Raw genomic sequence first — 22,921 nt, forward strand, 5'->3', positions numbered from 1 at the left:
CCGCGCTTAGCCATCACGACCGCTCCAATTGGGCCCCGGCCTCCGCCGGGGTGGTGCACTCACTGCTATCGTCACGCACTGATCGACCCAACCACGCAACGGCACCGCGTCCCGCAAATCCGCAACAAGCCCAACACATGGCCTCTCGCGACAGCCATGCTATGGCCGCCCGCATGGCGAACACGAAAAGCAATACCGGTACCGTCGAGGTCGACGGCACCCGATACGACTGGCACCTCCAGCGCGAACCGCAACACACGGATGCCGAAGGCTGGAAGGGCATGACGATCTCGCTGTTGCAGGACGACGCCAAACGCGAAGCGCTGCTCGAGTTCCCGGCGCCGAAGCGCCTGTTGAAGGGCTTGCCGCGCGGACGGCTCCAGATCGACGACGCGACGATCGCTCGCGGCGTGCGTGCGGCCTTAGCTGCGGGGTGGGAGCCAATGTCGCGGGGCAAGCCGATGGTTTTCACGGTGGATTCCGAAGGGAATTGAATTGTGGATTGGCGTGACACACCGACCCCGACGGACGCGCGCGCGCAGATGCAACCATATGCCGACTTGGAAACCGCGCTGTTGGGCCCCGTCCTAGCCGATCGGGATTGCGGGGCGTGCACCGCGTGCTGCACCGAACTCGTCGTCGACACGCCCGAACTCGCCAAGCCTGCGGGAACGCCGTGTATCCACCTTACGGGACGAGGGTGCGGAATCCATGCGGTCCGCCCCCGGATCTGCCGAACCTGGTTCTGCGTCTGGCGGCGGGCGGCGAGCCTGCCCGACGAGGCCCGACCCGATCGGTCCGGCTTGCTCGTCTCGATCAATTTCGTCGACCAACCACAGAACTGCTTCGAAGGCATCTCGATCAACGTCCGCCTGCTCGCCGGCAGCGACGCGATTGCCAACGGCATGGCGGCCACCGTGCTGGACAGCGTGTGCGACCAGCTCGTCCCGGTCTGGTTCAGCGACGGGGCACAGAAGATGCTGATGCATCCCGACAACGACGTCGCGCGCTTCGTTCTTTCGGGAGGCGCCGCGCCCGCGCATCTCCAGGGCGAAGTTGCCGCATGGCGCGAGCGCTACGCGGTTTTCGGTTCCAATCACAAGGGAAGGGGCGGTTGATGCACCCATCGTCCAGCCGGCCGTTCCGGGTTTACGCAGTCGCCACCGACGGGGCTGACCGCGTCGACGACTGCGCGCACTAGCGGTTCGGCCCCTGCGTCCCTATTCCAGACAGCATGAACCTCTCCGCGCTAGACATCGTCGTCCTGCTTGCCGTCGCCGGGTCGGCGGTGCTCGGCCTGATCCGCGGCTTCGTTACCGAAGTGCTGTCGATGTTCGCCTGGGTGGCGATGGTGGCGATGCTGAAGCTGTTTCATATCCCGCTCGCCGCGGCGCTGTCGCCGATGATCGGCACGGTGGGTGGGGCCGCGGTGCTCGCCTTCGCGATCATTACCGGGGTGACCTATATCGGGGGCCGCCTGGTGGCCAACGCGATCGGTGCCCGGACGCGAACCTCGATCCTCGGCCCGGTCGATCGCGCGCTCGGCTTCGGGTTCGGCGCGTTGAAAGGGCTTATCCTCGCCAGCCTCGTCTTCCTGCTCGCGACGCTCGTCATGGACACGATGAGCGGCGGCCCGTCGCGGCGGCCCGGCTGGATGACGACATCGCGGACATATCCGCTGCTCAACGCGACCAGCGCGGGGATCGCCGACTTCGTCGACCGCCGCCGGCGCGGCAAGCCCGTATTCGGCGCAACCACGCCGCCTTCCAAATCCGATAACGCAAGCGAGCCGAAATCATGAGCGCGCCCCTCTACAATGCCGAGATCCTCCGCCTTGCCGCGACGATCCCGCACCATGAACGCCTTCCCGAGCCGATGGCGACTGCGGAGAAGCGCTCGCCGATCTGCGGCAGCCGCGTAACGATCGACGTCGCTGTCGACGATGAGGGCAAGGTTAGCGAAGTCGGCCTGCTGGTCCGCGCCTGCGCGCTCGGCCAGGCGTCGTCGTCGCTGCTGGCGTCGAACATCCTCGGCCGCACGCCCGCCGAACTTGCCGCGACGCGCGACGCGCTGACGGCGTGGCTTGCACGCGAGGGCGATGCGCCCGATTGGCCGGGAATGGATATCTTCAGCCCCGCGCTCGACTACACCGCGCGGCACCCCTCGATCCGGCTTGCGTTCGAAGCCGCGGCCGAGGCTGCCGATACCGCTGCAAAGGCGAAAGTCTGATGGCGGAGGGTACGGCCCCGTCGCTGCTCCGCGACGGCGTCGTATTGCTTGGGTTCGGGCTGATGTTCGTGCTGCTGTTCCGCCGGCTCGGTCTCGGTGCGACGCTGGGGTATCTGGTCGCGGGCGCGGTTGTCGGGCCGCACGTGCTCGGTTTGGTCGGCGATGCGGAGTCGAAGCTCGGGTTCGCCGAACTCGGCATTACGCTGCTGCTGTTCATCGTCGGGCTCGAACTGAACCCGTCGCGGCTGTGGAAGATGAAGGAGGAGATCTTCGGATTGGGACTCCTTCAGGTCGCGATCTGCGGCTTGGCGATCACCGCGATCGTCTGGGTCGGAGCGAAGTTCTCGTTGCCCGCCGCGCTCGCGCTCGGCCTGCCACTCGCGCTGTCGTCGACCGCGCAGGTGCTGCCGATGCTGCGCTCTTCGGGGCGTATGAAGACCCCGTTCGGGGAGCGCGCGTTCTCGATCCTGCTGTTCCAGGACCTCTCGATCGTGCCGCTGATCACGATCGTCGCCGCGATGAGCCGCAACCCAGCCGACGCGAATGCGCCTCCCGGCTGGTTGCTCGCGATCTACACCGTGCTCGCCGTCGTCGGCCTCGTCGTCGCGGGACGCTTCCTATTGCGTCCGTTCTTCCGCCTGATCGGCAATCTTGGCGAGCGCGAGATGTTCGTGTTCGCCGGGCTATTCACCGTGATCGCCAGCGCCGCGATCATGGAATGGCTTGGGCTTTCGACCGCGCTCGGCGCGTTCATCGCCGGCGTGATGCTCGCGGACAGCCCGTATCGGCATGAACTCGAAGCCGATGTCGAGCCGTTCCGATCGATCCTGCTCGGGTTGTTTTTTCTCGCGGTCGGCATGGTGCTCGACTTGGGCGCGATCGCCGAACGCCCGTTCTTCGTGATGGCGATGGCCGCCGCGCTGATCGCGACCAAGACCGGCGTCATCATGCTGATCGGCATGGCGTTCAAGATGACGTGGCGGCAGGCGTTCGCGCTCGGGCTGCTGCTCAGCCAGGGCGGCGAGTTCGGTTTCGTGCTGTTCGCTCAGGCGCAGGCCGGGCTGCTGATCGAACCGCAGGCGGCGAGCCTGTTCGGCGCGATCATCACGCTGTCGATGGCGACGACGCCGTTCCTGATGGGGATCACGCGGCGTTTCCGGACCGAGCCGATCGCCGAGGGGCAGGAGCGCGACGGTCCCAAGGTCGACGGCGCGAATGCGATCATCGTCGGCTATGGGCGGTTCGGCCAGACGGTCGGCCAGATGCTGCTCGCGCAGGATATCCCCGTCACGCTGATCGACACCGATATCGAGATGATCGATATCGCCGGCGAGTTCGGCGCGAAGGTCTATTACGGCGACGGCACGCGGCTCGACCTGTTGCGGCAGGCGGGCGCGGCGGAGGCGGAGATCATCTGCTTCTGCATGGACGGCGACCAGCTCGACCCGGACACGATCGAGGGTGTGCATGAGGCCTTCCCGGACGCCGCGATCTACGTCCGTGCGTTCGATCGCCGTGCGCTGGTGAAGCTGAAGAACACGTCGGCGACCGCGGTGGTGCGCGAGGTGATGGAGTCGGCGGTGAAGATGGCGCGGCTTGCGCTGCGCGGGCTCGAGATCGCACCGGCCGATATCGACCGCGCGGAGGAGCAATACCGCGCGCGGGACAAGGAGCGGTTGCAGTTGCAGATCGACTCCGGCGACATGCGCGCGGCGCGTGCCGAGACCGCGAAACGCTTTCCCTGGGGGAATGATACGCAATGATCATCGCCATTCTTGCGGCCTTGTCGGGCGCGATCGCGGTCGCGGCGGGGGCCATGGGGTCGCATTGGGCGGGTGATACTGCGCGTGAGTTGTTGAAGACCGGCAGCCATTATCAACTGGTTCACGCGGTCGCGGCGCTGGTTGCCCTCAAGATGGATGCACGTGGTCCGGCTTGGCTCTTCGTTGTCGGTGGTTTGCTCTTCGCTGGATCGCTTTACGGTCTGGCTGCCGGTGGCGGGCGATGGCTCGGTCCAATCACGCCGATCGGTGGCGCATTGTTGATCGGCGGCTGGCTGTGGCTTGCGTGGAGTGCAGCACGCACCTGACCTTCTTGTTCACCCGCGAAGGCGGGTGCCCAGACTGGGCACCCGCCTTCGCGGGTGAACAAGATTCTTACTGGTATTTTGGTGCTATCGCTTCTTCCGGCACGCGTCCGAACAGTAGATCACGCTGTCCCAGTCGCGCGCCCATTTCTTGCGCCACGTGAACGGCCGCTCGCATGCGGGGCAGATCTTGGTCGGCAGGTTCTGCTTGGCGACACCGTTGGGCATCAGCGGGGCTGCGAGTCTAGGAAGGTCTCCACGTCGGCGAGGTCGACGGTCTTGTCGAGATACGTCTGGCCGATCCCGCGGGCGAGCAGGAAGGGCAGGGTGCCCGCCGCCATCTTCTTGTCGTGCCGCATGTGATCGACCAGCCGCGCACCGCTCGCGCCGATCTTCACCGCCGCGAGACCGTCCGGAAGCCCGACACCGCGCCAATGCGCCGCGACCCGCTCAACATCCTGTCCCGAGCAGATCCCCTGTGATGCCGAGAACCCGAACGCCAGCGAACAGCCCGCCGCGACACCCTCGCCGTGGATCAGCGCCTGCGAGAACCCGGTCTCCGCCTCCAGCGCATGGCCGAACGTGTGACCGAGATTGAGCAGCGCGCGCGTCCCGTTCGTCTCATGCTCGTCCGCAGCCACTATCCGTGCCTTGGCCGATACGCTGTGCGCTATAGCGTATTCGCGCAGGCCGATGTCGCCCGCGAGCAGCGCCGCACCGTTGGCTTCACACCATTCGAAGAATGCGAAGTCGTCGATCAGGCCGTATTTCACGACCTCGGCATAGCCCGCGCGCAGTTCGCGGATCGGCAGCGTGTCGAGCACCTGCGGATCGATCAACACCATCACCGGCTGATGGAACGCGCCGATCAAATTCTTGCCGGCCTTCGTGTTGATCGCGGTCTTGCCGCCGACCGAGCTGTCGACCTGCGCCAGCAGGCTCGTCGGGATCTGGACGAAATTGCACCCGCGCTTGAGGATCGAGCAGGCGAACCCGACCAGGTCCCCCATCACGCCGCCGCCTAGCGCAACGACGTGATCGCCGCGCTCGACACCGAGTTCGAGCAGCCGGTCGCACAGCATTTCCAGCGTCGCCCAGCTCTTGCTGCCCTCGCCCGGCGCGAGGACAATCGCCTCCGACGCGATCCCCGCCGCAGTCAGCGAAGCCTGTAATGTGGCTAGGTGGACCGACAAATTCTCGTCGGTGACGATCGCCACGCGCCGGCCCTTCGCAAGCGGGGCAAGGAACTCACCCGCCCGCGCGAGCAATCCAGCCTCGATATGGATCGGATAGGTCCGCGCACCCAGTTCAACGATAACGGTCTTCATCGGCCAAGCGCTCTCAGGATAGCGGCGACGGTCGCTTCGTGCGGCGTCTTGTTGCTGACAATATGGATGTGCGCCTGCGCGTAGATCGGGTTGCGGACGCGCGCCAGTTCGGCGAGCACTTTTCCCGCGTCGCGGTTGCGGAGCAGCGGCCGCGTGTCGCGCCGGCCCACGCGCTCGACCAGGATGTCGGGATGTGCGCTGAGCCACACCGACACCGCATCGCGCAGGATCAGCGCCCGCGTGTCGTCGTTGATGAACGCGCCGCCGCCGGTCGCGATGATCTTGGGCGTACCGTCGATCAGCCGTGCGATCACGCGGCGCTCGCCATCGCGAAAATACTCTTCGCCGTATTTGGCGAAGATCTCGGCTACGGTCATCCCCGATGCGGCCTCGATCTCGTGGTCGGCATCGACGAACGGCAGGTTCATGCGCAGCGCGAGGCGGCGGCCGACGGTGGTCTTGCCGACGCCCATCAGCCCGACGAGCACGATCGGGCGATCGATCGGGGCAGGGCGGCGACCGCCCGAAGGTCCGCCGGAAGGGTTGTGGCTTTGCAACATCGTAGCCCGCGCTATACAGCGGCTCCGCGCGAGGGCAAAAGCTCTTGGCGCGCGATTTTCTGCCCCGTTCACTACCCCTGTCCACTACAAGGTTACGTCGTATGTCCCGTTTCATCGTCTCGGTCGTCGTCGTTCTTGTGGTCGTGGTCGGCGGCCTGTTCCTGCTGGCAGGACGCGCGACCGAGCGTCCGCAGAGCCACGTCGAAAAGGCCGTGACGCTTGCGAACCTCTCTTAAGGCATCCTTAGCGGCGGCGGTTGCCGCCGGAGCCTTGGTCGCGCTGGCACCCGCAACCGGCCAGGATCGGCCCGAATCGATCCTGCCGCCGGGGTTCGGCGAACCGACGCCCGCGCCTGCACCACGACCGACGCCACCTGCCGGTACGCAGCCCAGCCGTCCGACCGATCCCGCGCAACCGACCGCTCCGGCTCCGGCACCCGCGCAACCGGGTGCGATGATCCAGCCTTTGCCGCCCACGACGCCGGGCGACGCGCCGCTGGTGCCACCCGTCGCGACGCCGGCGCCGATCGATCCGGCGGTGCTCGCGCAGTACGAGATGCCGGCGTCCGCTCGTCGCTCACTCGCGACGGTCGGGCCGGTTACGGCTAGCGAAGGCGGGCTCGATACCGATGCGTTCGGTGAGGCGGACGGCCAATATGTCGAGACGCTGATGCGCCGCCTCAGTGCGCCGCTGCCGTCGCGCTGGATGTCGATCCTGTTGCGGCGCGCGCTGGTGTCGCATGTCGATACGCCCAGCCGCACCAACGGCGCGGACTTTGCCGCCGAGCGCGCGTGGCTGCTGCTGCGGATGGGCGAATCGGTCAGCGCGCGCGCGGTCGCGCAGAATGTCGACACCGATAATTACACGCCGAAACTCTATCAGGTCGCGATGAACACCGCGTTGGCGACCGGCGATCCGGCGGGCCTGTGTCCACTGGTCACGGGAGCGATGCGCGATGCGCCGGCGCGCGGCTGGACGATGGCACAGGCGATGTGCGCCGGGCTGTCGGGCAATCCCGCGCAGGCGAGCCCGCTGATCGCGACCGCCAAGCGCCGCAACGTCGCCAGCGGTGTCGACCTGCTGCTCGCGCAGAAAGTCGTCGGTGCGGGCGCGCAGGGGCGTCAGGCCGTGACGATCGAATGGGACGGCGTCGACCGGCTGACCGCGTGGCGGTTCGGCCTCGCAATGGCGACCGGCGTCACCGTGCCGGACGAGTTGTACGGTACCGTGGGTCCTCAGGTGAAATACTGGCAGGCGCTGTCGCCTTCCGTTGCGCTCGGCGATCGGCTGGCCCCGGCGGAGGCTGCCGCGGGGCAGGGGGTGCTGTCCAGCGCCGCGCTCGTCGATCTCTACGCTGCGGCTGCGACCGACGACGATACGCAGAGTGGCGCGACCGCGACCGCCAACGATCTCCAGACCGCCTATGCCGATCGCAACCCGGATTCGCGGCTCACCGCGCTGCGTCAATTGTGGGGCGGCGCGAACGCGCGCCCGAACTATGCGCGGCTCGTGCTGACCGCGCGGGCGGCGTCCCGGTTGAACCCCAATCTGGCGAAGGCCGACGCGGATCTGCTGGTCGCATCGATGCTGTCCGCCGGGCTCGATCGCACCGCGGCGCGCTGGCTGGGCTCGGTACCCGCCGGCAGCGACGCCTGGGCGATGATCGTGCTCAGCGATCCAGACGCGTATCGCCGCCTGAGCTATTCCGACCTCGCGTCCTACACCGGAGGCGAAGGCGATTCGGCGTTGAAGCAGCGCATGTTGTTCGCAGGGTTGGCAGGCCTCGGTCGCCTCAACCAAGGCGATATCGAACGCGCGGCCCAGTCGCTCGGCGTTCGCATCGGCGCGGACAATGCCTGGACCCGCGCGCTCGATCGTGCGGCACGCGACGGCCAGGCCGGGACGGTCGTACTGCTCGCAGCCGTCGGCATGCAGGCGGGGAGCTGGAAAGACATCCCCCCGGAAGCACTGTACCGCATCGTCGGCGCTCTGCGCGGCGTCGGTCTCGACGGCGAGGCGCGGATGATCGCGGCCGAGGCGATCGCGCGCGCGTGAGCCACGGTAGCGACCGCGCGCTGATTGACCGGTTCCTCGAAATGATGACCGCGGAGGTCGGTGCCGCGGCCAACACCGTCGCGGCGTATCGCAGCGACCTGCTGCTCGCCTCGCAGGTACTCGAAGGGGGCTTGGTCGACGCCGACGCCGATGCGCTGGCGACACTTGCGGGCAATTGGTCGGCGCTGTCCCGATCGACCGTTGGCCGAAAGTCGGCCTCGCTCCGCCGCTTCTTCGCATTCCTGGTCGACGAAGGACACCGCGCGGACGATCCCGGCAAGGCGCTGCCCCGACCCGGCACGGCGCGCACCCTACCCAAGATCCTGAGCCACGCCGACGTCGACCGGCTGTTCGCGGCGATCGCCGAGCGCGCCGCGCGCGATCCGCTCGACCCCAACGACCTGCGCCTTTCCGCACTATTCGAGCTTCTCTACGGCTCCGGCCTGCGCGCAACCGAACTCGTCAGCCTGCCGCGCAACGCGGTCCACCCCGACCGCCCGTTCCTGATCCTGCGCGGCAAGGGCGGGCGCGAGCGGCTCGTGCCGATCTCCGACCGCGCACGCGCCGCTGTCGCGGTCTGGCGCACGTATGTGGCGAGCGATCGGCTATGGCTGTTCCCCTCGGGCAAAGGCCATCTCTCGCGCATCCGCCTGTATCAACTTGTGAAGGCGATCGCCGTCGATGCAGGCATCCCCCCCGACCGCGTCAGCCCGCACGTCCTGCGCCACGCGTTCGCCACGCATCTGCTCGCCGGCGGCGCGGACCTGCGCGCGCTGCAATCGATGCTCGGCCACGCCGATATCGCCACGACCGAGATCTACACGCACGTCGATTCGAGCCGCCTCGTCGAGCTCGTCAACTCGCGCCACCCGCTGGCGGATATGCCGCCGCGTTGACGCGGGCGGCGGCGCGCCGTAACCGCCGCTGATGCCAAGCTTCCTCGACTTCGAGAAACCGATCGCCGAACTCCAGGGCCGGATCGACGAACTCCGCGACACCGCCGCCGAAGGCAGCGTCGACCTCGCCACTGATATCGCCCGTTTGCAGGCGAAGTCCGACAAGCTGCTGAAGGACACGTTCGCGCGCCTGACCCCGTGGCAGAAGACGCAGGTCGCGCGTCATCCCGAGCGTCCGCACTTCAAGGATTACGTCGCCGCGCTGTTCGACGAGTTCGTGCCGCTCGCCGGCGACCGCGCGTTCGGCGACGACCAGGCGATCATCGGCGGCTTCGCGACGTTCCGTGGGCGTAAGATCATGGTGCTCGGCCATGAAAAGGGCGACGACACCGCCAGCCGCCTCCGCCACAATTTCGGCATGGGCAAGCCCGAGGGATACCGGAAAGCGATCCGCCTGGTCGAACTCGCGAATCGATTCGGCTTGCCGATCATCACGTTGGTCGACACCTCCGGCGCATTCCCCGGCATCCAGGCCGAAGAGCGTGGCCAGGCCGAGGCGATCGCCCGCTCGACCGAAGCGTGTCTCAACGCCGGTGTCCCGATCGTCTCGGCGATCGTCGGCGAAGGCGGCTCAGGTGGCGCGGTCGCGCTCGCCGCGGGCAACCGCGTGCTGATGTTCGAACATGCGATCTATTCGGTAATCAGTCCCGAAGGCTGCGCGTCGATCCTGTGGCGCACCGCCGACAAGGCTCCCGAAGCCGCCGAAGCGATGCGCATCACCGCGCAGGACCTGAAGTCGTTTGGCGTAATCGACGACATCGTATCGGAGCCGCTGGGCGGCGCGCACCGCGACTGGGTGGCTGCGATCGACTCGCTCGGCAACGCGCTGTCGTCCGCACTGAACGACCTTGCGGCGCTGGCACCGGCCGACCTGCGCAAGGATCGCCAGGCGAAGTTCCTTAAGATGGGGCGCCTCTGAGCCACGCAGAAAGGGAGGCGGAACCGAGGTTCCGCCGCCCTTTCGTCAGATGGGACGATCCTTAGGCGGACCGTCCCACACCACTTTAAGCTTAGGCGCCAGTCGAGGTGTTCAGCTTGGTCGAGACGTTATTGAACGTCTTGGTCAGGCTCGTGCCCAGGCCCTGCATCGCAGCGATTGCGGCGACGGCGATCAGCGCGGCGATCAGGCCGTACTCGATTGCGGTCGCACCCTTGGAATTCTTGAAAAACTTGCGGATCGTCTTCATTCCGGTCTCCATGGTTTAGATTGCGTCTGTGTCACCCGGCTGCACCGGACGGACCGGATCAGCGATTTGAGGGATACAAGTGGTTTGTTGAGAAAGGTTTAAAGCGGCTGCCGTTTCTTTTCCGGATCAGCGCGCGTTGGCGACCTTGGTGTTCACGTTGCCCCACATGCCGGTCGTCGTGTCGGCGAGGGCGGTGAGACCGGCAATCATCGCGATCACGACGAACGCGATGATCAGCCCGTATTCGATTGCGGTCGCGCCGCGTCTCTCGCGCGTCACGCGTGCGATCGTTCGGATGACGGCATGCGTCGCGATGGATATAGGGCCCATGCAGGCGGTGTAATCGCGGGGAAATTAAGGAATGACCAACGATCCGTCCGTATCGGGACCGATGCTCGCTGCGCCTTTACTGCTGCCCGTCGTAGCGGCCGCGCTCGTTGATCTCGAAGGCCGCGTGCTTCTGCAGCAACGTCCGGAAGGCAAGTCGCTCGCCGGCCTCTGGGAGTTCCCGGGCGGCAAGGTCGAGCCCGGCGAGACGCCCGAGGCGGCGCTGATCCGCGAACTCGAGGAGGAGCTTGCGATCGCGGTGCCGCACGCCTGCCTCGCACCCGCCGCGTTCGCCAGCGCGCCGCTCGGCGATCGCCATTTGCTGTTGTTGCTCTACATCACGCGCAAGTGGACCGGCGTGCCGCGCGCGCTCGAAGCGACAGCGTTGCGCTGGGTGAGACCGAACGAGATGCACGCTCTGCCGATGCCGCCCGCCGATCGCCCGCTGATCGGATTGCTGGATGCGCTGATCTGATATCTTCGCGCGTCGTCGATAAGCGTTCCGCAAAGCATTCAAATGTGGGCAACAATGCGTCCGACATGCCCATCCGTTGGTTGACGCGGAGGTATGCCGGCGCGCCGTCAATCTTTGGCTCGTCACCAGGGTGGGTCGGCATACTCCGTGTTCAAAAAATCACTTGATCCCGGACGTTTGCAAGCGCATAAAAATTGCGCCGGCTACGTCCCAAGACCGTATCCGGCCATCCGGACTGCGGCTCGCGCGTGTTATTCCCTTTTCTCGAGCGAGCCGTTTCCGTTTTTAGCGAGACGTCGGTGCGCGCAGGCGCTGCCCATTCTGGCTTGGGCAAACTCAGTCGCCGCCCGGTTACGCTTAACGCCCTTCTCACTGCGCGATCTGGTCACGTCGCACCATTGGACGCAACCTGACGCCCAGGCTGATGATCAGAGGCCAGAATATCGTGTTGCCGACGTCGGACAGCGTGTCCGCCCAACGCATGCCGTAATTCAGGTAATCGAGCGTCTCGTTCCCCAATTCTGCGAGGGCGACGACGAGGAGGGGGATGAGCGTCCCCAACGATCGGCCGCTGACGAGCCGCACGAGCATGAGGATTATGAGACCCGCATGGATATGGAGGATTGCGTCGGGCAGGCCGGTGCCGTCGCCGATCCAAAGAATAAGCGAATGATACAGTGCGGGGATATCCATTGCCGGGCAACAGCCGAGATCAGTGTCAAATGCAAGGATGCCTCTACGACGAGCAACGTTAGAGCTTGGCGACCTATGACGGGAAACCCGTCCGCGCCGTCGTCATACCAGGTGTCATATCCCCCGGGGGGGGGGGCGGTGAGACATTCACCGATGCGACAAATCCATCAGGCGACGTCCGTCACAAGGTTTCGCGATCGCGCGGCGATTCAACAGGAATTATGTTTCTACGCTAGGCGGACCGTGTCCTGAAACCCGTACGAACGTTCTTCGCAAAACAGCGCTGGGTAGCTGCAACACGCGACTGGCCGGCTCGTCGATCTTCTCGTCAGGGCAGGTCGTTACCGCGCGGATTTTACTGTGGCGGGTTTAGATTCGTCATAGTCGCTCGCTTACGACGAGACGTGGTGCCGACCGGTCGAAACAGGGGATGTCATGCGTCGATTATCGCTCGCTACCGCCGCATTGCCTTGACCGCGTGCGGCTCCGATAGCGCAGATGGCGGGACGGTGACTCCGTCCACTCCCGTACTAGCGCCGACGTCGATGCCGGCACCGACTTACGCGTCATTCCCCTCAACGGGCGAACAGTCCTTACGCTTCTCAGCGCCTACGCGGCGATTCGGTCTAACTCCGGTGTGGCAAACGGCTTGGCTGAAGCAACGACTGCGGATTACGATACGGGAGGGGGAGTTTCCCTGGTTTCGCCGTATCCCAATCAACCTGGCGAGTACCGATTTTCGGCCAAAACCCGGGAAGCGACCAGTCCGTTCTTCAAAGGCGTCGATAGTGCCGATGCACGGCGCGAGAATTTCGGCTCTGGGTTCGCCCCAAGCCAAGTGTTTGCGCTGAACAATTTGTCTCTCGAGGGCATTGTCGGTGAGTTGGCATACCAACTCCGGTATAGCAGCTAATAGGTCTGGCGCGATGTGGTCGGGACGATCTCGACAATGGTCTAGCCACGTGTTTGGCTATCAGACCATTGTCGCTGATATACCAGGAACGGGCACCCAGACATTCGCCGCGGTATCTCGGGGCCACGAGTATTCGGTCCAGCCGTTTGCGCCCGGACAGGCCGACGTTCCAGGGAACGATACGGATGGTTCGGGCACGGTGGCCGTTGATTATGCTCCGCGCACGGTGACGGTTCGCGTTTCCGTCAATAGCACCGGCCAGGCAATCGGCATTGTTTCGGGCACCGGCACGCTGCTCGCTGGCACCAATCAGTTCCGGGGTACGCTCACGGGATCCACTGTTCCCCTAAACGGCACCTCCACTGGTACCGTCTTCGGTCCGCATAGTGCAGAGGTGGGTTTTGCTTATGCCTTGTCAGGTGATCAGGCGGCGAACGGCGTTCGTTACGCCGGCATGTCGCCGGGTCGTCTAGGCAAATAAACAAGCTGACGAGGCGGTGTCGGAAACCAGGCGCTGATCTACGCCGTGCCCGAGAATGGGGTCGCTGCTGTCGCCGGGCATGCAGCACATCGGCATGCCGCATTGGCTAGCCAGGCTTAAGAACGTCCTGCCGGTCCGCAAGGGCGAAAGCAGCAGGGCAGGATTCGGCGTTCACTAGAACCGGTTAGGCGATATCGTCGAACTCGGGCACGGCAAATCGATAGCTTGGTCACTGGAGGCCCGACCGGGAATCGAACCCGGGTGCGAGGATTTGCAGTCCTCTACGTCACCACTCCGCCATCGGGCCCCGATTGCGTGAAGGCGGCGCAAATGCTTCGTTTTGCCGCTGCGGTCAACCGGCAGTTGCGCCCTGAGGCGGAATAATCCGTCAGGGCTCGGCCGCCGCGTTGCCGAGTATCGTGGTCACCCGGCGCTCTCGTCCGAGTTACCGTATCGTGACTCGCGCACGAAAGCGTCTTTGCTTAAGGTTAAGTATAACGACGTGAATGGCTTGGGGACGGGCGCTTGAAGACGGACAGGATTGCCGGCGGCACGAATACGACGGGTGTCGATGACGAGGTGTTCGCGATGCCGTCCGGCATGGCGATCCGGTATGACCGACCCGCAGCCGCGCTCGCCGACTATATCACCGGCTATCACGTCTATCGAACCGACACGGGTAGCGAAGCGGGGCAGGTGGACTGGTTCCTGCCGGCGACCGCCAATGTGCGGATCGCGATCGATGCCGGGCCGATCGCGGTCTCGATTGGTCGACGGACCTACGACCCGTTGCCCGTGGTAAGCCTGTTCGGCCCGACCAACCAGGCGTTGAAGGCGGTGACGCATGGCGGGGTGATGATCGGCTTCGGGATCAGCGCGCTGGGATGGGCACGTTTGTTTCGGCGATCGGCCGGCGATTTTCGCAACCGTATCGTCCCGCTGGACGATGCGCTGGGGAAGGCCTTCACGCGCGATCTGGTGGCGGCCTTGCAGGACGCGCCGGACGATGCGGCCGTGGCGCCGATCCTCGATGCGATGCTGCTCGCGCGGCTTGGGCCGCCGCATTCCGATGCGCCGCAGATCCGCCAGTTGATGGAGATACTCGCGACCGACGGTCCGACCGACATCACCGCCGCCGCCGCCCAGCTCGACGTGCCGACGCATGCGCTGCGCCGCCTGTCGGTGCGCCATTTCGGGTTTCCGCCCAAGATGCTGCTGTTGCGCGCGCGGTTCCTTCGGTCGTTCGTCCGGCTGATGATGGCCGGCGGCGAGGCGGACTATACAACGATCGACCGCTCCTATTTCGATGCCTCGCATTTCCTGCGTGATTCGGCGACGTTCCTTGGGATGACACCGCGGCGGTTCATGGCACTGACGAAGCCGTTCCTGACGGCCAGTCTGAAGGCGCGGAACGCGGTGCTGGGATCGCCGACGCAGGTACTGCACGACATCACAAAAGCGCCGGCCCGCGAATCGCCGTCGCACGACCCGACCCGTACGGCGCAGCAGCGGGTCATTTCGCGGGACGGTTCCGCGATCGGGTGCTAAGGGCGGGGGTAGAGGTGTTGCCGGGATTTTCTCGCGCACCCTCGACGCCCCGTTCGCGGCATCTCGGTGTCACACGGGCGGGCGGGGCGTCTCCCGGTTCCGGCAAGCCGATGGGAAACGCGGCGAAATCCGATCAACCGATGCTTGGCGTTGCAGCGCCCACGCGATAACAGACGCAGCATATCCGGCCGCGCGATATCGGAACGTTCCGAAACAAGTGTATTGCGTGGCTAAAACAGTTGTGCGACAGGATGCGCCATGACGACGACGACTCTCGATACTCCCTCGCTCGCAGCCGACACGCATGAGATCGGCGGGACCACCATGGCCTTGGCCCCCGCGACGTTCGACACGATGCGTCATGCGATGGTCGCCAGCCAGTTGCGCACCAACGCGGTGAACGACCAGCGCGTCGTCGCGGCGATGGCTCGCGTACCGCGCGAGGCATTCATGCCCGCCGACGTTCGCGCCATTGCCTACCGCGACGCGACGATCCCGCTGGGCGGCGGGCGCTATGCCAACCTGCCGATGGCAACCGGGCGATTGCTGACCGAGGCGTATCTGACCGCGACCGACCGCGTCCTGCTGATCGGTGCCGCGACCGGCTACACCGCGGCTGTGCTGGCCGAGATCGTCGGCTCGGTCGTCGCGGTCGAAAGCGATCCTGCCTTGCTGGCGATCGCCCGCGAGGCACTCGCCGGGACTGGCAATGTCGAACTCGTCGAGGCACCGATGCAGGACGGCCACGCTGGCGGCGCGCCTTATGACGTGCTGATCGTCGACGGAGCGATCGAGACCGTGCCCGACGCGTTGATCGCGCAGGTCAAGTCGGGTGGTCGTGTGACGGCAGGGATCGCCGAGCGCGGGCTGACCCGGCTCGCATCGGGACGCAAGACCGATGGCGGGTTTGCGTTGTCAGCGTTCGTCGATGTCGAATGCGTGAGCCTGCCTGGCTTCGACGCCCCCAAACCCTTCCGGTTCTGAGCAGAAAACCATGGCCCGCGCCGCACTTCTCCGCAGTCTGCTCCTGAGTGTTGCGCTGACGTATAGCGCTGCACCACTCCACGCGGAGACGCTGCGCGAGGCGCTGGTCAAGGCGTATAATACCAACCCGACGATCACGGCACAGCGGGCAACCCTGCGTGCCACTGACGAGAACGTCCCGATTGCGCGCGCGTCCGGACTTCCGTCAGTCAATGCCACCGGCGACTATACCGAATTCGTCGTTACCGCGGCGAACAGCTTTACCGCCTTGCCGCGACAGGCCGTGGCGCGCGCCAACGTGTCGGTGCCGCTGTACCAGGGCGGGCAGGTCCGGAATTCGGTCGCCGCGGCCAAGACGCGCGTCGAGGCTGGCCGTGCGACGCTGCGCAGCACCGAGGCCGACCTGTTCACCAATGTCGTCGCCGCGTACATGGACGTGATCCGCGACGAGGCGATCGTCGGCCTGAACACGCAGAACGTCCGCGTGCTCGACGTCAACCTGCAGGCCAGCCGCGACCGTTTCCAGGTCGGTGACCTGACGCGCACCGACGTGGCGCAGTCCGAGGCGCGGCTCGCACTGGCCCGCGCACAGCTCCAGTCCGCGCAAGCCAATCTGATCTCCAGCCGCGAAAGCTATATCCAGTTCGTCGGGACGCCACCGGGCACGCTCGATGCCCCCCCGACGCTGCCGCATCTCCCCGATAGCCCGGCCTCGGCCGTCACCGTGGCGATCGACAACAACCCGGTGCTGATCGCCGCCGCGAAGGAACGCGACGCGACCCGCTACGATGTCGGCGTCGCCCGCGCGAGCCGCCTGCCGCAGATCAGCGCGGTCGGCGGTGCCAGCTACACCAATTATCTCGGCTCCGCGTCGAATGCCGACGGCAGCGCCATCACCTTCCCCAACGTCAACAAGTCGGTGCAGGGCGGGCTGTCGCTGACGCTGCCGCTGTTCCAGGGCGGGCGCCCCGCCGCGCAGGTTCGTCAGGCCGAGGCGTTCCAGTCGCGCGCGATCGAGAACGTCACCGCGACCGAGCGCAACGTCATCGCGCAGGCGCGCTCCGCCTTTGCCATCTGGCGCTCGTCGGAGCAGGTGATCCAGTCGTCGGAAACCGCGGTGAATGCGAACAAGCTCAGCCTCGAAGGCGTCCGCGCCGAGAACAGCGTCGGCACGCGCACGATCCTCGACATCCTCAACGCCGAGCAGGAATTGCTCAACAGCCAGGTCACGCTCGTGACCGCGCGGCGCGATGCGTATGTCGCGGGCTTCGCGCTGCTAGCCGCGATGGGCCAGGCCGAGGCGCGCGATCTCGGGTTGGACGGCGGCGTGCTCTACGATCCGGTCGCCAACTACAACCGCGTCCGCCACAAGATCTGGGATTTCGGTGGCGACGGCGAGCCGGTGCCGGTCGCCACCCGCACTGCGCAGTCGCCCGCGCAGAACGCCACGGTCCAGGCGCAGTACGACCCGTTGCTCGATACGCCGGTTGACAGGAACCCCGCCTTGACGACAGGTAAGGACGCGACGAGCCGCCAATAGGGGCGCGCGGGGCTACGGGGTTTGGGATGGTCCGGATGGGGGATGTCAACGGCGAGCCGTCGATGGAGGAAATCCTCTCGTCGATCAAACGCATCATCGCGGAAGAGGGCGATACGCCCGGCCGGTCGCGTCGCCCAACGCGCGCGACGTACGCGCCGGTCGATCTGGATCCGGCCTATTTCGACGGCGACCATGACGACGACGAGATTCTCGAACTGAGCGACCCCATGCCCGATCGTACGCCGCGCCCGCCCAAGTCCCCGGTGCTCAATGCTGCCGATACCCCGCCCGAACCACGCCACGCGGCGCCGCAAATGACGCCGCCAAAGGTCGCGCCAAGTGCCAAGCCGCAGCCGGCAACCGATGTCACGGCTGAGCCGATCGTCTCGCGCCACACCGCCGCTGCAACGCGCGCGCCGCTCGAGGCGTTGACGCGGATGATGGTAAAACCCGAGACAGGCAATGACGGCACGCTGGAGGGCTTGGTGCGCGAAATGCTCCGCCCGATGCTGCGCGAGTGGATCGATGCCAACCTTCCCAACATGGTCGAGGACATGGTCTCGCGTGAGATCGCCAAGATCATGAACCAGCAGCCCTAAACCAACCTGCCCCCCTCCCTGAAAGGGAGGGGCTGGGGGTGGGTAGGCCGGTTGAAGCGCGGCAACGCCGATTCCAAATCCCACACGCTCCCCAAAGGCTGGCCTAGCCCCGACACGCTCGCTAAGGCCTTTGGCATGAGCGAGCTTCCCAAAACCTTCGACCCGGCCTCCATCGAATCGCGCTGGTACGCGCATTGGGAGGCGAGCGGCCAGTTCCGTCCCGACCGCCCGAACGCCGAGCCCTGGACGATCGTCAACCCGCCGCCCAACGTCACGGGCTCGCTGCACATCGGCCACGCGCTCGATAACACGCTGCAGGACATCCTCACGCGCCATGCCCGCCTGAAGGGCAAGGATGCCTTGTGGGTGGTCGGCACCGATCACGCGGGCATCGCGACGCAGATGGTGGTCGAGCGCCAGATGGGCGCGGCCGTTCCTCCCCAGAAGCGCACCGACCTGACGCGCGAACAGTTCGTCGCGAAAGTCTGGGCGTGGAAGGAAGAGAGCGGCGGCGAGATCACGCAGCAGCTCCGCCGGCTCGGCTGCTCGATGGACTGGGCGAACGAGCGCTTCACGATGGACGAGGGCTTTTCGAAAGCCGTCCTGAAGGTGTTCGTCGACCTCCACAAGCAGGGGCTGCTCTACCGCGACAAGCGCCTGGTGAACTGGGATCCCGGCCTCGGCACCGCGATCAGCGACCTTGAGGTCGAGACGCGCGAGATCAAGGGCAGCTTCTGGCATCTGCGCTATCCGCTCGAAGACGGATCCGGCTTCATCGAGGTCGCGACGACGCGGCCCGAGACCATGCTCGCCGACATGGCGGTGGCGGTGAACGCCTCCGACGAACGCTACACCGCGCTGATCGGCAAGCAGGTGAAGTTGCCAATCACCGGACGCCTGATCCCGATCATCGCCGACGACCATGCCGATCCTGAGCTGGGATCTGGCGCTGTGAAGATCACGCCAGGGCACGACTTCAACGATTTCGAGGTCGGCAAGCGGGCAGGGATGGCCGCGGGATCGATGCTCAACATGCTCGATGCGAAGGCGCGCGTCGTCCAGGTGTCCGACGGGCTGATCCCGGCCGAGCTGCTCGGGCTGACGACCGCCGAGGCGCGGAAGGCGGTCGTCGCGCGGCTGAAGGACGAAGGCTTCCTGATCCCGCACGTCGACAAGGACGGCGAAGAACACGACGCTGAGCCGCGCACGATCCAGACCCCGTATGGCGATCGCTCGGGCGTGGTGATCGAGCCGTGGCTGACCGACCAATGGTATGTCGACGCGAAGACGCTCGCCCAGCCCGCAATCGAGGCGGTCCAGACCGGCGCGATCGATATCGTCCCGAAGACCTGGGAGAAGACGTTCTTCAACTGGATGGACAACATCCAGCCTTGGTGCGTGTCGCGGCAGCTTTGGTGGGGACACCAGATTCCGGCGTGGTTCGGTCCGGACGGTACGCCGTACGTGGCCGAGACCGAGGCCGAAGCGCAGGCTCTTGCGGGTGAGGGCGTTGCCCTGACTCGTGACCCGGATGTCCTCGACACGTGGTTCTCCTCCGCCCTCTGGCCCTTCGCCACGCTTGGGTGGGACGGTTCTTCCCCCCTCCCGCAAGCGGGAGGGGCCGGGGGTGGGCACGCGCCCGCCTCGACCGCTACGCCCGAAGTCGAGCGCGAGCCCACCCCTCAATCCCCTCCCGCTAGCGGGAGGGGAGGCCAGCTCGGCGGCCGCTACCCCAACGATGTCCTCATTTCCGGCTTCGATATCCTGTTCTTCTGGAACGCGCGGATGATGATGCAGGGGCTGCACTTCATGAAGGACGTGCCGTTCCGCACGCTCTACCTCCACGGCCTCGTCCGCGCGGCGGACGGCGCGAAGATGTCGAAGTCGAAGGGCAACGTCGTCAACCCGCTCGGGCTGATCGACACCTACGGCGCCGACGCGCTGCGCTTCTTCATGGCGGCGATGGAGAGCCAGGGCCGCGACATCAAAATGGATGAGAAGCGCGTCGAGGGCTATCGCAACTTCGTGACCAAGCTGTGGAACGCCGCCCGGTTCGCGCAGGCCAACGGCATCGTCGCCAGCACGACGCTGGAGGCACCGCGCGCGGACCTCGCCGTCAACAAATGGATCATCGCCGAGACGATCGCGACCGTCCAGACGGTCGACCTCGCACTCGCCGACTACCGCTTCGACGGCGCCGCCAACGCGATCTACCAATTCGCGTGGAGCCGCTTCTGCGACTGGTATCTCGAACTCATCAAGCCGCAGATGGTCGGCGACGAGCGCGGCGTCATCGATGACGAATCGAAGGCGGTAGCAGGTTGGGTGCTCGACCAGATCCTGGTCCTGCTCCACCCGTTCATGCCGTTCATTACCGAGGAACTGTGGCACGCGATGGGCCCGCGTGATCACGACCTGATCGTCGCGAAATGGCCAATGGCGGACGCGCGCGCGCTCGATCCCGAGGCGAGCAAGGAAGTCGACTGGCTGATCCGCCTAGTTCAGGAGATCCGCACCGCGCGGAATGAACTGAATGTGCCGCCGGGCGCGCGCTTGCCGTTCCACGTTCGTGACGCGAATGCCGCGACGTTGGCGCGGTTGGAACGCCAGGCCCCGGCGCTCGCGCGTCTGGCCCGCGTCACGCATGCCGACGGCGAAGCCACTGGCGGCGCGGCACAGGTCGTGGTCGACGAAGCGACGTTCGTCCTGCCTTTAGAAGGCGTCATCGACCTCGACTCCGAACGCGCCCGCCTGACTAAGGCGATCGCGGCGGCGGAGAAGGAGCGCGACGCGCTGTCGGGTCGCTTGGGCAACGCCAGCTTCGTCGAACGCGCCAAGCCCGAAGCGGTGGAAAAGGCCAAGGCCGACCACGCCGACAAGGCCGCCGAAGCGACGCGGTTGCAGGCGGCACTCGGACGCCTGGGGTGATTAGCTCCCCTCCCGCCTGCGGGAGGGGCTGGGGGAGGGGCGTGCCCCAAGCGGCCGGACGCCAGTACGTACGTCGCGCCCTCCCCTGACCCTCCCGCAAGCGGGAGGGGAATGTGTGCCTGAAGACCTCGTTGCTCCTACCAAGGTCCGCCCCCAGGTTCCGCCGGGATGGCGAACCGGCGAGCATAGGCGAGGGAGCCTTCGACCCTCAAATCAGCAACGCCGTTTCCCCCGCTCCCCCCGGCGAAGGCGGGGTCCAACTGGGTGACGTGGCTGACGGTGAAAGCGCTGCGTTACTACGACCTTCCCAATTGGACCCCGGCCTTCTCCGGGGCGTCATAGTTATTCCGGGCAGGGGACCTACCGGCTTGTTCCGGAGTTCACTCCGCGGCTAGGCACTCGACATGACAGGGCGCCTGACCGTTAGCCGGTGGTTGCCGGACCGAATTCGGCCTGACGGAGAGACTGTGTGAGCGACCTTCCATCCGACGTCGAAGCCAGCACCGTTTCCCAGGACCCATCCAGCGCAAAGCCCGACCACCCCCGCGGCAAACCCGGCCAGCGCGACCTCACCGCCGGACACATCGGCCGCACGCTGCTCGCGTTCGCCCTTCCGACACTCGGCTCGAATATCCTGCAATCCCTCAACGGCTCGATCAACGCGATCTGGGTCGGCCGCTATCTCGGCGAAGGCGCACTCGCCGCCACCTCGAATGCCAACATAATCATGTTCCTGACCTTCGGCGCGGTGTTCGGCTTCGGCATGGCCGCGACGATCCTGGTCGGCCAGAGCTTCGGTCGCCACGATCTGGAGGGCGCACGCCGGGCGTTCGGATCCGCTGTCGGCCTGGTCCTCGGCGGTGCGATCGTGATCGCCGCGCTTGGCTGGGTGTTCGCGCCAGAGATCCTGCACCTGCTAGCCACCCCCGGCGATGCAATGCCGCTCGCGCTCGCGTACCTCCGCGTGATCTTCCTCGGGCTGCCCGCGTCGATGATGATGGTGCTGCTGATGATGGGGCTGCGCGGCACCGGCGATTCGATGACGCCGCTATGGTTCATGCTGCTCAGCGCGCTGCTCGACAGCGGGCTCAACCCGTTGCTGATCGCCGGGATCGGCCCGTTCCCGCAGATGGGCATTGCCGGCTCGGCAATGGCGACGTTGATCGCCAGCCACGTCTCGCTGCTTGGGCTGATCGCCTATATCTACAAGCGCGACCTGCCGCTGCGGCTGCGCGGCAACGAACTCCGCTACCTTATCCCCGAGCGCGCGCTGACCGGGACGATCGTCCGGAAAGGCCTGCCGATGGGCGCGCAGATGCTCGTCATGTCCACCGCCGGGCTCGCGATGGTCGGGCTGGTCAACCGGCTCGGCGTCGATACCGCGGCGGCCTATGCGGTGTCGCAGCAGCTCTGGACCTATATCCAGATGCCCGCGCTGGCGATCGGCGCGGCGGTCAGTTCGATGGCGGCGCAGAATATCGGCGCAGGGCGCTGGGACCGGGTCGGCGACATTACGAAATATGGTCTCCTCTTCAACGTAGCGCTGACCGGTGCGATGGTTGCAGTCGTGCTGCTGTTCGATCGCCCGGTGATGACGCTGTTTATCGGTGGCGCGAGCCCCGCGCTGCCGATCGCGCGGCATATCCAGTTGATCGCGAGCTGGAACTTCATCCTGTTCGGGATGACGATGGTGCTGTTCTCGACGGTGCGCGCGAACGGCGCAGTGATCGCGCCGCTGATCGCGCTGATCGTCGCGCTGTATCCGGTGCGGATCGGCTTTGCGTTGCTGGCGAAACCGTGGCTCGGCGCGGACGCGTTGTGGTGGAGCTTTCCGCTAGGGTCGCTCGCAACGCTGGCGATTGCCGCGTGGTATTACCGCTACGGCAACTGGCGGAAGGGTGCGCTGGTCGTGCCGGACGATAGCGAGGAACAGGCGCACGGGATGAGCGAGCCGGGTGGGCGGTTGCAGCCCACGGGGTAAGGCGCTCGTATTAAGCTACCACCCCGGCGAAGGCCGGGGCCCAATTGGGGG

The 22,921-nt window shown here is 66.0% G+C and carries 25 protein-coding genes and 1 tRNA gene; 19 read left to right on the top strand and 7 right to left on the bottom strand.

The window, feature by feature from the left end:
- Positions 1-161 precede the first annotated feature (161 nt).
- The 6 genes from AC1MH0_RS17125 (at position 162) to AC1MH0_RS17150 (ending at position 4,318) form a co-directional block, all read left to right on the top strand.
- Positions 162-494 (top strand): hypothetical protein, encoded by a 333-nt coding sequence (locus AC1MH0_RS17125; RefSeq protein WP_426280797.1) that lies wholly within the window; start codon positions 162-164, stop codon positions 492-494.
- A gap of 48 nt (positions 495-542) precedes the next feature.
- Positions 543-1,118, top strand: a complete 576-nt coding sequence (locus AC1MH0_RS17130) for a YkgJ family cysteine cluster protein (RefSeq protein ID WP_480963751.1) — start codon at positions 543-545, stop codon at positions 1,116-1,118.
- A gap of 116 nt (positions 1,119-1,234) precedes the next feature.
- Complete coding sequence (locus tag AC1MH0_RS17135) at positions 1,235-1,801, top strand: CvpA family protein (protein ID WP_480963752.1); 567 nt, start codon at positions 1,235-1,237, stop codon at positions 1,799-1,801.
- Positions 1,798-2,229, top strand: a complete 432-nt coding sequence (locus AC1MH0_RS17140; RefSeq protein ID WP_480963753.1) for an iron-sulfur cluster assembly scaffold protein — start codon at positions 1,798-1,800, stop codon at positions 2,227-2,229. Before AC1MH0_RS17135 ends, AC1MH0_RS17140 begins: the two co-directional genes overlap by 4 nt.
- On the top strand, positions 2,229-3,992 hold the full coding sequence (locus tag AC1MH0_RS17145; protein WP_480963754.1) for a cation:proton antiporter domain-containing protein: 1,764 nt from the start codon (positions 2,229-2,231) through the stop codon (positions 3,990-3,992). Before AC1MH0_RS17140 ends, AC1MH0_RS17145 begins: the two co-directional genes overlap by 1 nt.
- A complete protein-coding gene (locus AC1MH0_RS17150; protein ID WP_480963755.1) occupies positions 3,989-4,318 on the top strand; it encodes a DUF423 domain-containing protein in 330 nt (109 codons plus the stop codon). Before AC1MH0_RS17145 ends, AC1MH0_RS17150 begins: the two co-directional genes overlap by 4 nt.
- 84 nt (positions 4,319-4,402) lie before the next feature.
- Here AC1MH0_RS17150 and AC1MH0_RS17155 read toward each other — a convergent pair whose 3' ends face one another.
- Genes AC1MH0_RS17155 through AC1MH0_RS17165 form a run of 3 tightly spaced genes read right to left on the bottom strand, consistent with a single transcriptional unit; the run spans position 4,403 to position 6,203 of the window.
- Positions 4,403-4,543, bottom strand: a complete 141-nt coding sequence (locus AC1MH0_RS17155) for a DUF2256 domain-containing protein (RefSeq protein ID WP_081874135.1) — start codon at positions 4,541-4,543, stop codon at positions 4,403-4,405.
- The gene (gene aroB / locus AC1MH0_RS17160) at positions 4,543-5,643 is read right to left on the bottom strand and encodes a 3-dehydroquinate synthase (protein ID WP_480963756.1); all 1,101 of its coding nucleotides are present in this window, start codon (positions 5,641-5,643) and stop codon (positions 4,543-4,545) included. The genes AC1MH0_RS17155 and aroB overlap by 1 nt, the downstream gene beginning before the upstream one ends.
- Positions 5,640-6,203 (bottom strand): shikimate kinase, encoded by a 564-nt coding sequence (locus AC1MH0_RS17165; RefSeq protein WP_056062416.1) that lies wholly within the window; start codon positions 6,201-6,203, stop codon positions 5,640-5,642. Before AC1MH0_RS17165 ends, aroB begins: the two co-directional genes overlap by 4 nt.
- Before the next feature lie 101 nt (positions 6,204-6,304).
- Here AC1MH0_RS17165 and AC1MH0_RS17170 point away from each other — a divergent pair, with 101 nt between their 5' ends.
- Genes AC1MH0_RS17170 through AC1MH0_RS17185 form a run of 4 tightly spaced genes read left to right on the top strand, consistent with a single transcriptional unit; the run spans position 6,305 to position 10,133 of the window.
- Positions 6,305-6,439 carry a hypothetical protein gene (locus AC1MH0_RS17170; RefSeq protein WP_258191373.1) on the top strand — a complete coding sequence of 45 codons (135 nt, stop codon included), beginning with the start codon at positions 6,305-6,307 and terminating at the stop codon, positions 6,437-6,439.
- Complete coding sequence (locus AC1MH0_RS17175) at positions 6,423-8,258, top strand: hypothetical protein (protein ID WP_480963757.1); 1,836 nt, start codon at positions 6,423-6,425, stop codon at positions 8,256-8,258. The genes AC1MH0_RS17170 and AC1MH0_RS17175 overlap by 17 nt, the downstream gene beginning before the upstream one ends.
- Positions 8,255-9,154, top strand: coding sequence for a tyrosine-type recombinase/integrase (locus AC1MH0_RS17180; RefSeq protein WP_480963758.1), 900 nt, complete (start codon positions 8,255-8,257; stop codon positions 9,152-9,154). The genes AC1MH0_RS17175 and AC1MH0_RS17180 overlap by 4 nt, the downstream gene beginning before the upstream one ends.
- A gap of 31 nt (positions 9,155-9,185) precedes the next feature.
- On the top strand, positions 9,186-10,133 hold the full coding sequence (locus tag AC1MH0_RS17185) for an acetyl-CoA carboxylase carboxyltransferase subunit alpha (protein WP_480963759.1): 948 nt from the start codon (positions 9,186-9,188) through the stop codon (positions 10,131-10,133).
- Between the two features lie 91 nt (positions 10,134-10,224).
- Here the strand turns inward: AC1MH0_RS17185 and AC1MH0_RS17190 are convergent, their stop codons facing one another.
- Positions 10,225-10,401 carry a Flp family type IVb pilin gene (locus AC1MH0_RS17190; RefSeq protein ID WP_480963760.1) on the bottom strand — a complete coding sequence of 59 codons (177 nt, stop codon included), beginning with the start codon at positions 10,399-10,401 and terminating at the stop codon, positions 10,225-10,227.
- 126 nt (positions 10,402-10,527) lie between these two features.
- A complete protein-coding gene (locus AC1MH0_RS17195) occupies positions 10,528-10,731 on the bottom strand; it encodes a Flp family type IVb pilin (protein ID WP_480963761.1) in 204 nt (67 codons plus the stop codon).
- Between the two features lie 31 nt (positions 10,732-10,762).
- Between AC1MH0_RS17195 and AC1MH0_RS17200 the strand changes: the two genes are divergently transcribed.
- Positions 10,763-11,203, top strand: coding sequence for a (deoxy)nucleoside triphosphate pyrophosphohydrolase (locus tag AC1MH0_RS17200; RefSeq protein ID WP_480963762.1), 441 nt, complete (start codon positions 10,763-10,765; stop codon positions 11,201-11,203).
- A 369-nt stretch (positions 11,204-11,572) separates the two neighbouring features.
- Here the strand turns inward: AC1MH0_RS17200 and AC1MH0_RS17205 are convergent, their stop codons facing one another.
- The gene (locus tag AC1MH0_RS17205) at positions 11,573-11,896 is read right to left on the bottom strand and encodes a hypothetical protein (protein WP_480963763.1); all 324 of its coding nucleotides are present in this window, start codon (positions 11,894-11,896) and stop codon (positions 11,573-11,575) included.
- Between the two features lie 649 nt (positions 11,897-12,545).
- On the opposite strand from AC1MH0_RS17205, the gene AC1MH0_RS17210 reads away from it, so the two are divergent.
- Both AC1MH0_RS17210 and AC1MH0_RS17215 read left to right on the top strand, forming a co-directional pair.
- On the top strand, positions 12,546-12,809 hold the full coding sequence (locus AC1MH0_RS17210) for a hypothetical protein (protein ID WP_480963764.1): 264 nt from the start codon (positions 12,546-12,548) through the stop codon (positions 12,807-12,809).
- Positions 12,810-12,858: 49 nt separating this feature from the next.
- Positions 12,859-13,290 (top strand): hypothetical protein, encoded by a 432-nt coding sequence (locus AC1MH0_RS17215; RefSeq protein ID WP_480963765.1) that lies wholly within the window; start codon positions 12,859-12,861, stop codon positions 13,288-13,290.
- A gap of 233 nt (positions 13,291-13,523) precedes the next feature.
- Here the strand turns inward: AC1MH0_RS17215 and AC1MH0_RS17220 are convergent.
- Positions 13,524-13,597 (bottom strand) — tRNA-Cys (locus AC1MH0_RS17220).
- A gap of 218 nt (positions 13,598-13,815) precedes the next feature.
- Between AC1MH0_RS17220 and AC1MH0_RS17225 the strand changes: the two genes are divergently transcribed.
- The 6 genes from AC1MH0_RS17225 to AC1MH0_RS17250 all read left to right on the top strand — a co-directional run bounded on the left by AC1MH0_RS17225 (position 13,816) and on the right by AC1MH0_RS17250 (position 22,870).
- Complete coding sequence (locus AC1MH0_RS17225; protein ID WP_480963766.1) at positions 13,816-14,838, top strand: helix-turn-helix domain-containing protein; 1,023 nt, start codon at positions 13,816-13,818, stop codon at positions 14,836-14,838.
- A gap of 324 nt (positions 14,839-15,162) precedes the next feature.
- The gene (locus AC1MH0_RS17230; RefSeq protein ID WP_480965781.1) at positions 15,163-15,822 is read left to right on the top strand and encodes a protein-L-isoaspartate O-methyltransferase family protein; all 660 of its coding nucleotides are present in this window, start codon (positions 15,163-15,165) and stop codon (positions 15,820-15,822) included.
- 10 nt (positions 15,823-15,832) lie between these two features.
- Positions 15,833-17,362 carry a TolC family outer membrane protein gene (locus AC1MH0_RS17235; RefSeq protein WP_480963767.1) on the top strand — a complete coding sequence of 510 codons (1,530 nt, stop codon included), beginning with the start codon at positions 15,833-15,835 and terminating at the stop codon, positions 17,360-17,362.
- Positions 17,363-17,397: 35 nt separating this feature from the next.
- Complete coding sequence (locus AC1MH0_RS17240; RefSeq protein ID WP_480963768.1) at positions 17,398-17,961, top strand: DUF2497 domain-containing protein; 564 nt, start codon at positions 17,398-17,400, stop codon at positions 17,959-17,961.
- A gap of 135 nt (positions 17,962-18,096) precedes the next feature.
- Positions 18,097-20,889: a valine--tRNA ligase gene (locus tag AC1MH0_RS17245; protein ID WP_480963769.1), complete on the top strand. Its 2,793-nt coding sequence runs from the start codon at positions 18,097-18,099 to the stop codon at positions 20,887-20,889.
- Between the two features lie 469 nt (positions 20,890-21,358).
- Positions 21,359-22,870, top strand: coding sequence for an MATE family efflux transporter (locus AC1MH0_RS17250; RefSeq protein WP_480963770.1), 1,512 nt, complete (start codon positions 21,359-21,361; stop codon positions 22,868-22,870).
- Positions 22,871-22,921: the final 51 nt, after the last annotated feature.

The sequence above is a fragment of the Sphingomonas sp. AP28 genome, from assembly GCF_056680455.1.

Excerpts from the sequence above, each read along its gene's own strand:
- AC1MH0_RS17200 (WP_480963762.1), top strand. The coding sequence starts at position 10,763 with ATGACCAACGATCCGTCCGTATCGGGACCGATGCTCGCTGCGCCTTTA.
- AC1MH0_RS17195 (WP_480963761.1), bottom strand. The coding sequence starts at position 10,731 with ATGGGCCCTATATCCATCGCGACGCATGCCGTCATCCGAACGATCGCA.
- aroB (WP_480963756.1), bottom strand. The coding sequence starts at position 5,643 with ATGAAGACCGTTATCGTTGAACTGGGTGCGCGGACCTATCCGATCCAT.
- AC1MH0_RS17245 (WP_480963769.1), top strand. The coding sequence starts at position 18,097 with ATGAGCGAGCTTCCCAAAACCTTCGACCCGGCCTCCATCGAATCGCGC.
- AC1MH0_RS17125 (WP_426280797.1), top strand. The coding sequence starts at position 162 with ATGGCCGCCCGCATGGCGAACACGAAAAGCAATACCGGTACCGTCGAG.
- AC1MH0_RS17205 (WP_480963763.1), bottom strand. The coding sequence starts at position 11,896 with ATGGATATCCCCGCACTGTATCATTCGCTTATTCTTTGGATCGGCGAC.
- AC1MH0_RS17170 (WP_258191373.1), top strand. The coding sequence starts at position 6,305 with ATGTCCCGTTTCATCGTCTCGGTCGTCGTCGTTCTTGTGGTCGTGGTC.
- AC1MH0_RS17185 (WP_480963759.1), top strand. The coding sequence starts at position 9,186 with ATGCCAAGCTTCCTCGACTTCGAGAAACCGATCGCCGAACTCCAGGGC.
- AC1MH0_RS17235 (WP_480963767.1), top strand. The coding sequence starts at position 15,833 with ATGGCCCGCGCCGCACTTCTCCGCAGTCTGCTCCTGAGTGTTGCGCTG.
- AC1MH0_RS17165 (WP_056062416.1), bottom strand. The coding sequence starts at position 6,203 with ATGTTGCAAAGCCACAACCCTTCCGGCGGACCTTCGGGCGGTCGCCGC.
- AC1MH0_RS17135 (WP_480963752.1), top strand. The coding sequence starts at position 1,235 with ATGAACCTCTCCGCGCTAGACATCGTCGTCCTGCTTGCCGTCGCCGGG.
- AC1MH0_RS17140 (WP_480963753.1), top strand. The coding sequence starts at position 1,798 with ATGAGCGCGCCCCTCTACAATGCCGAGATCCTCCGCCTTGCCGCGACG.
- AC1MH0_RS17155 (WP_081874135.1), bottom strand. The coding sequence starts at position 4,543 with ATGCCCAACGGTGTCGCCAAGCAGAACCTGCCGACCAAGATCTGCCCC.
- AC1MH0_RS17145 (WP_480963754.1), top strand. The coding sequence starts at position 2,229 with ATGGCGGAGGGTACGGCCCCGTCGCTGCTCCGCGACGGCGTCGTATTG.
- AC1MH0_RS17130 (WP_480963751.1), top strand. The coding sequence starts at position 543 with ATGCAACCATATGCCGACTTGGAAACCGCGCTGTTGGGCCCCGTCCTA.
- AC1MH0_RS17150 (WP_480963755.1), top strand. The coding sequence starts at position 3,989 with ATGATCATCGCCATTCTTGCGGCCTTGTCGGGCGCGATCGCGGTCGCG.
- AC1MH0_RS17230 (WP_480965781.1), top strand. The coding sequence starts at position 15,163 with ATGGCCTTGGCCCCCGCGACGTTCGACACGATGCGTCATGCGATGGTC.
- AC1MH0_RS17240 (WP_480963768.1), top strand. The coding sequence starts at position 17,398 with ATGGGGGATGTCAACGGCGAGCCGTCGATGGAGGAAATCCTCTCGTCG.
- AC1MH0_RS17190 (WP_480963760.1), bottom strand. The coding sequence starts at position 10,401 with ATGAAGACGATCCGCAAGTTTTTCAAGAATTCCAAGGGTGCGACCGCA.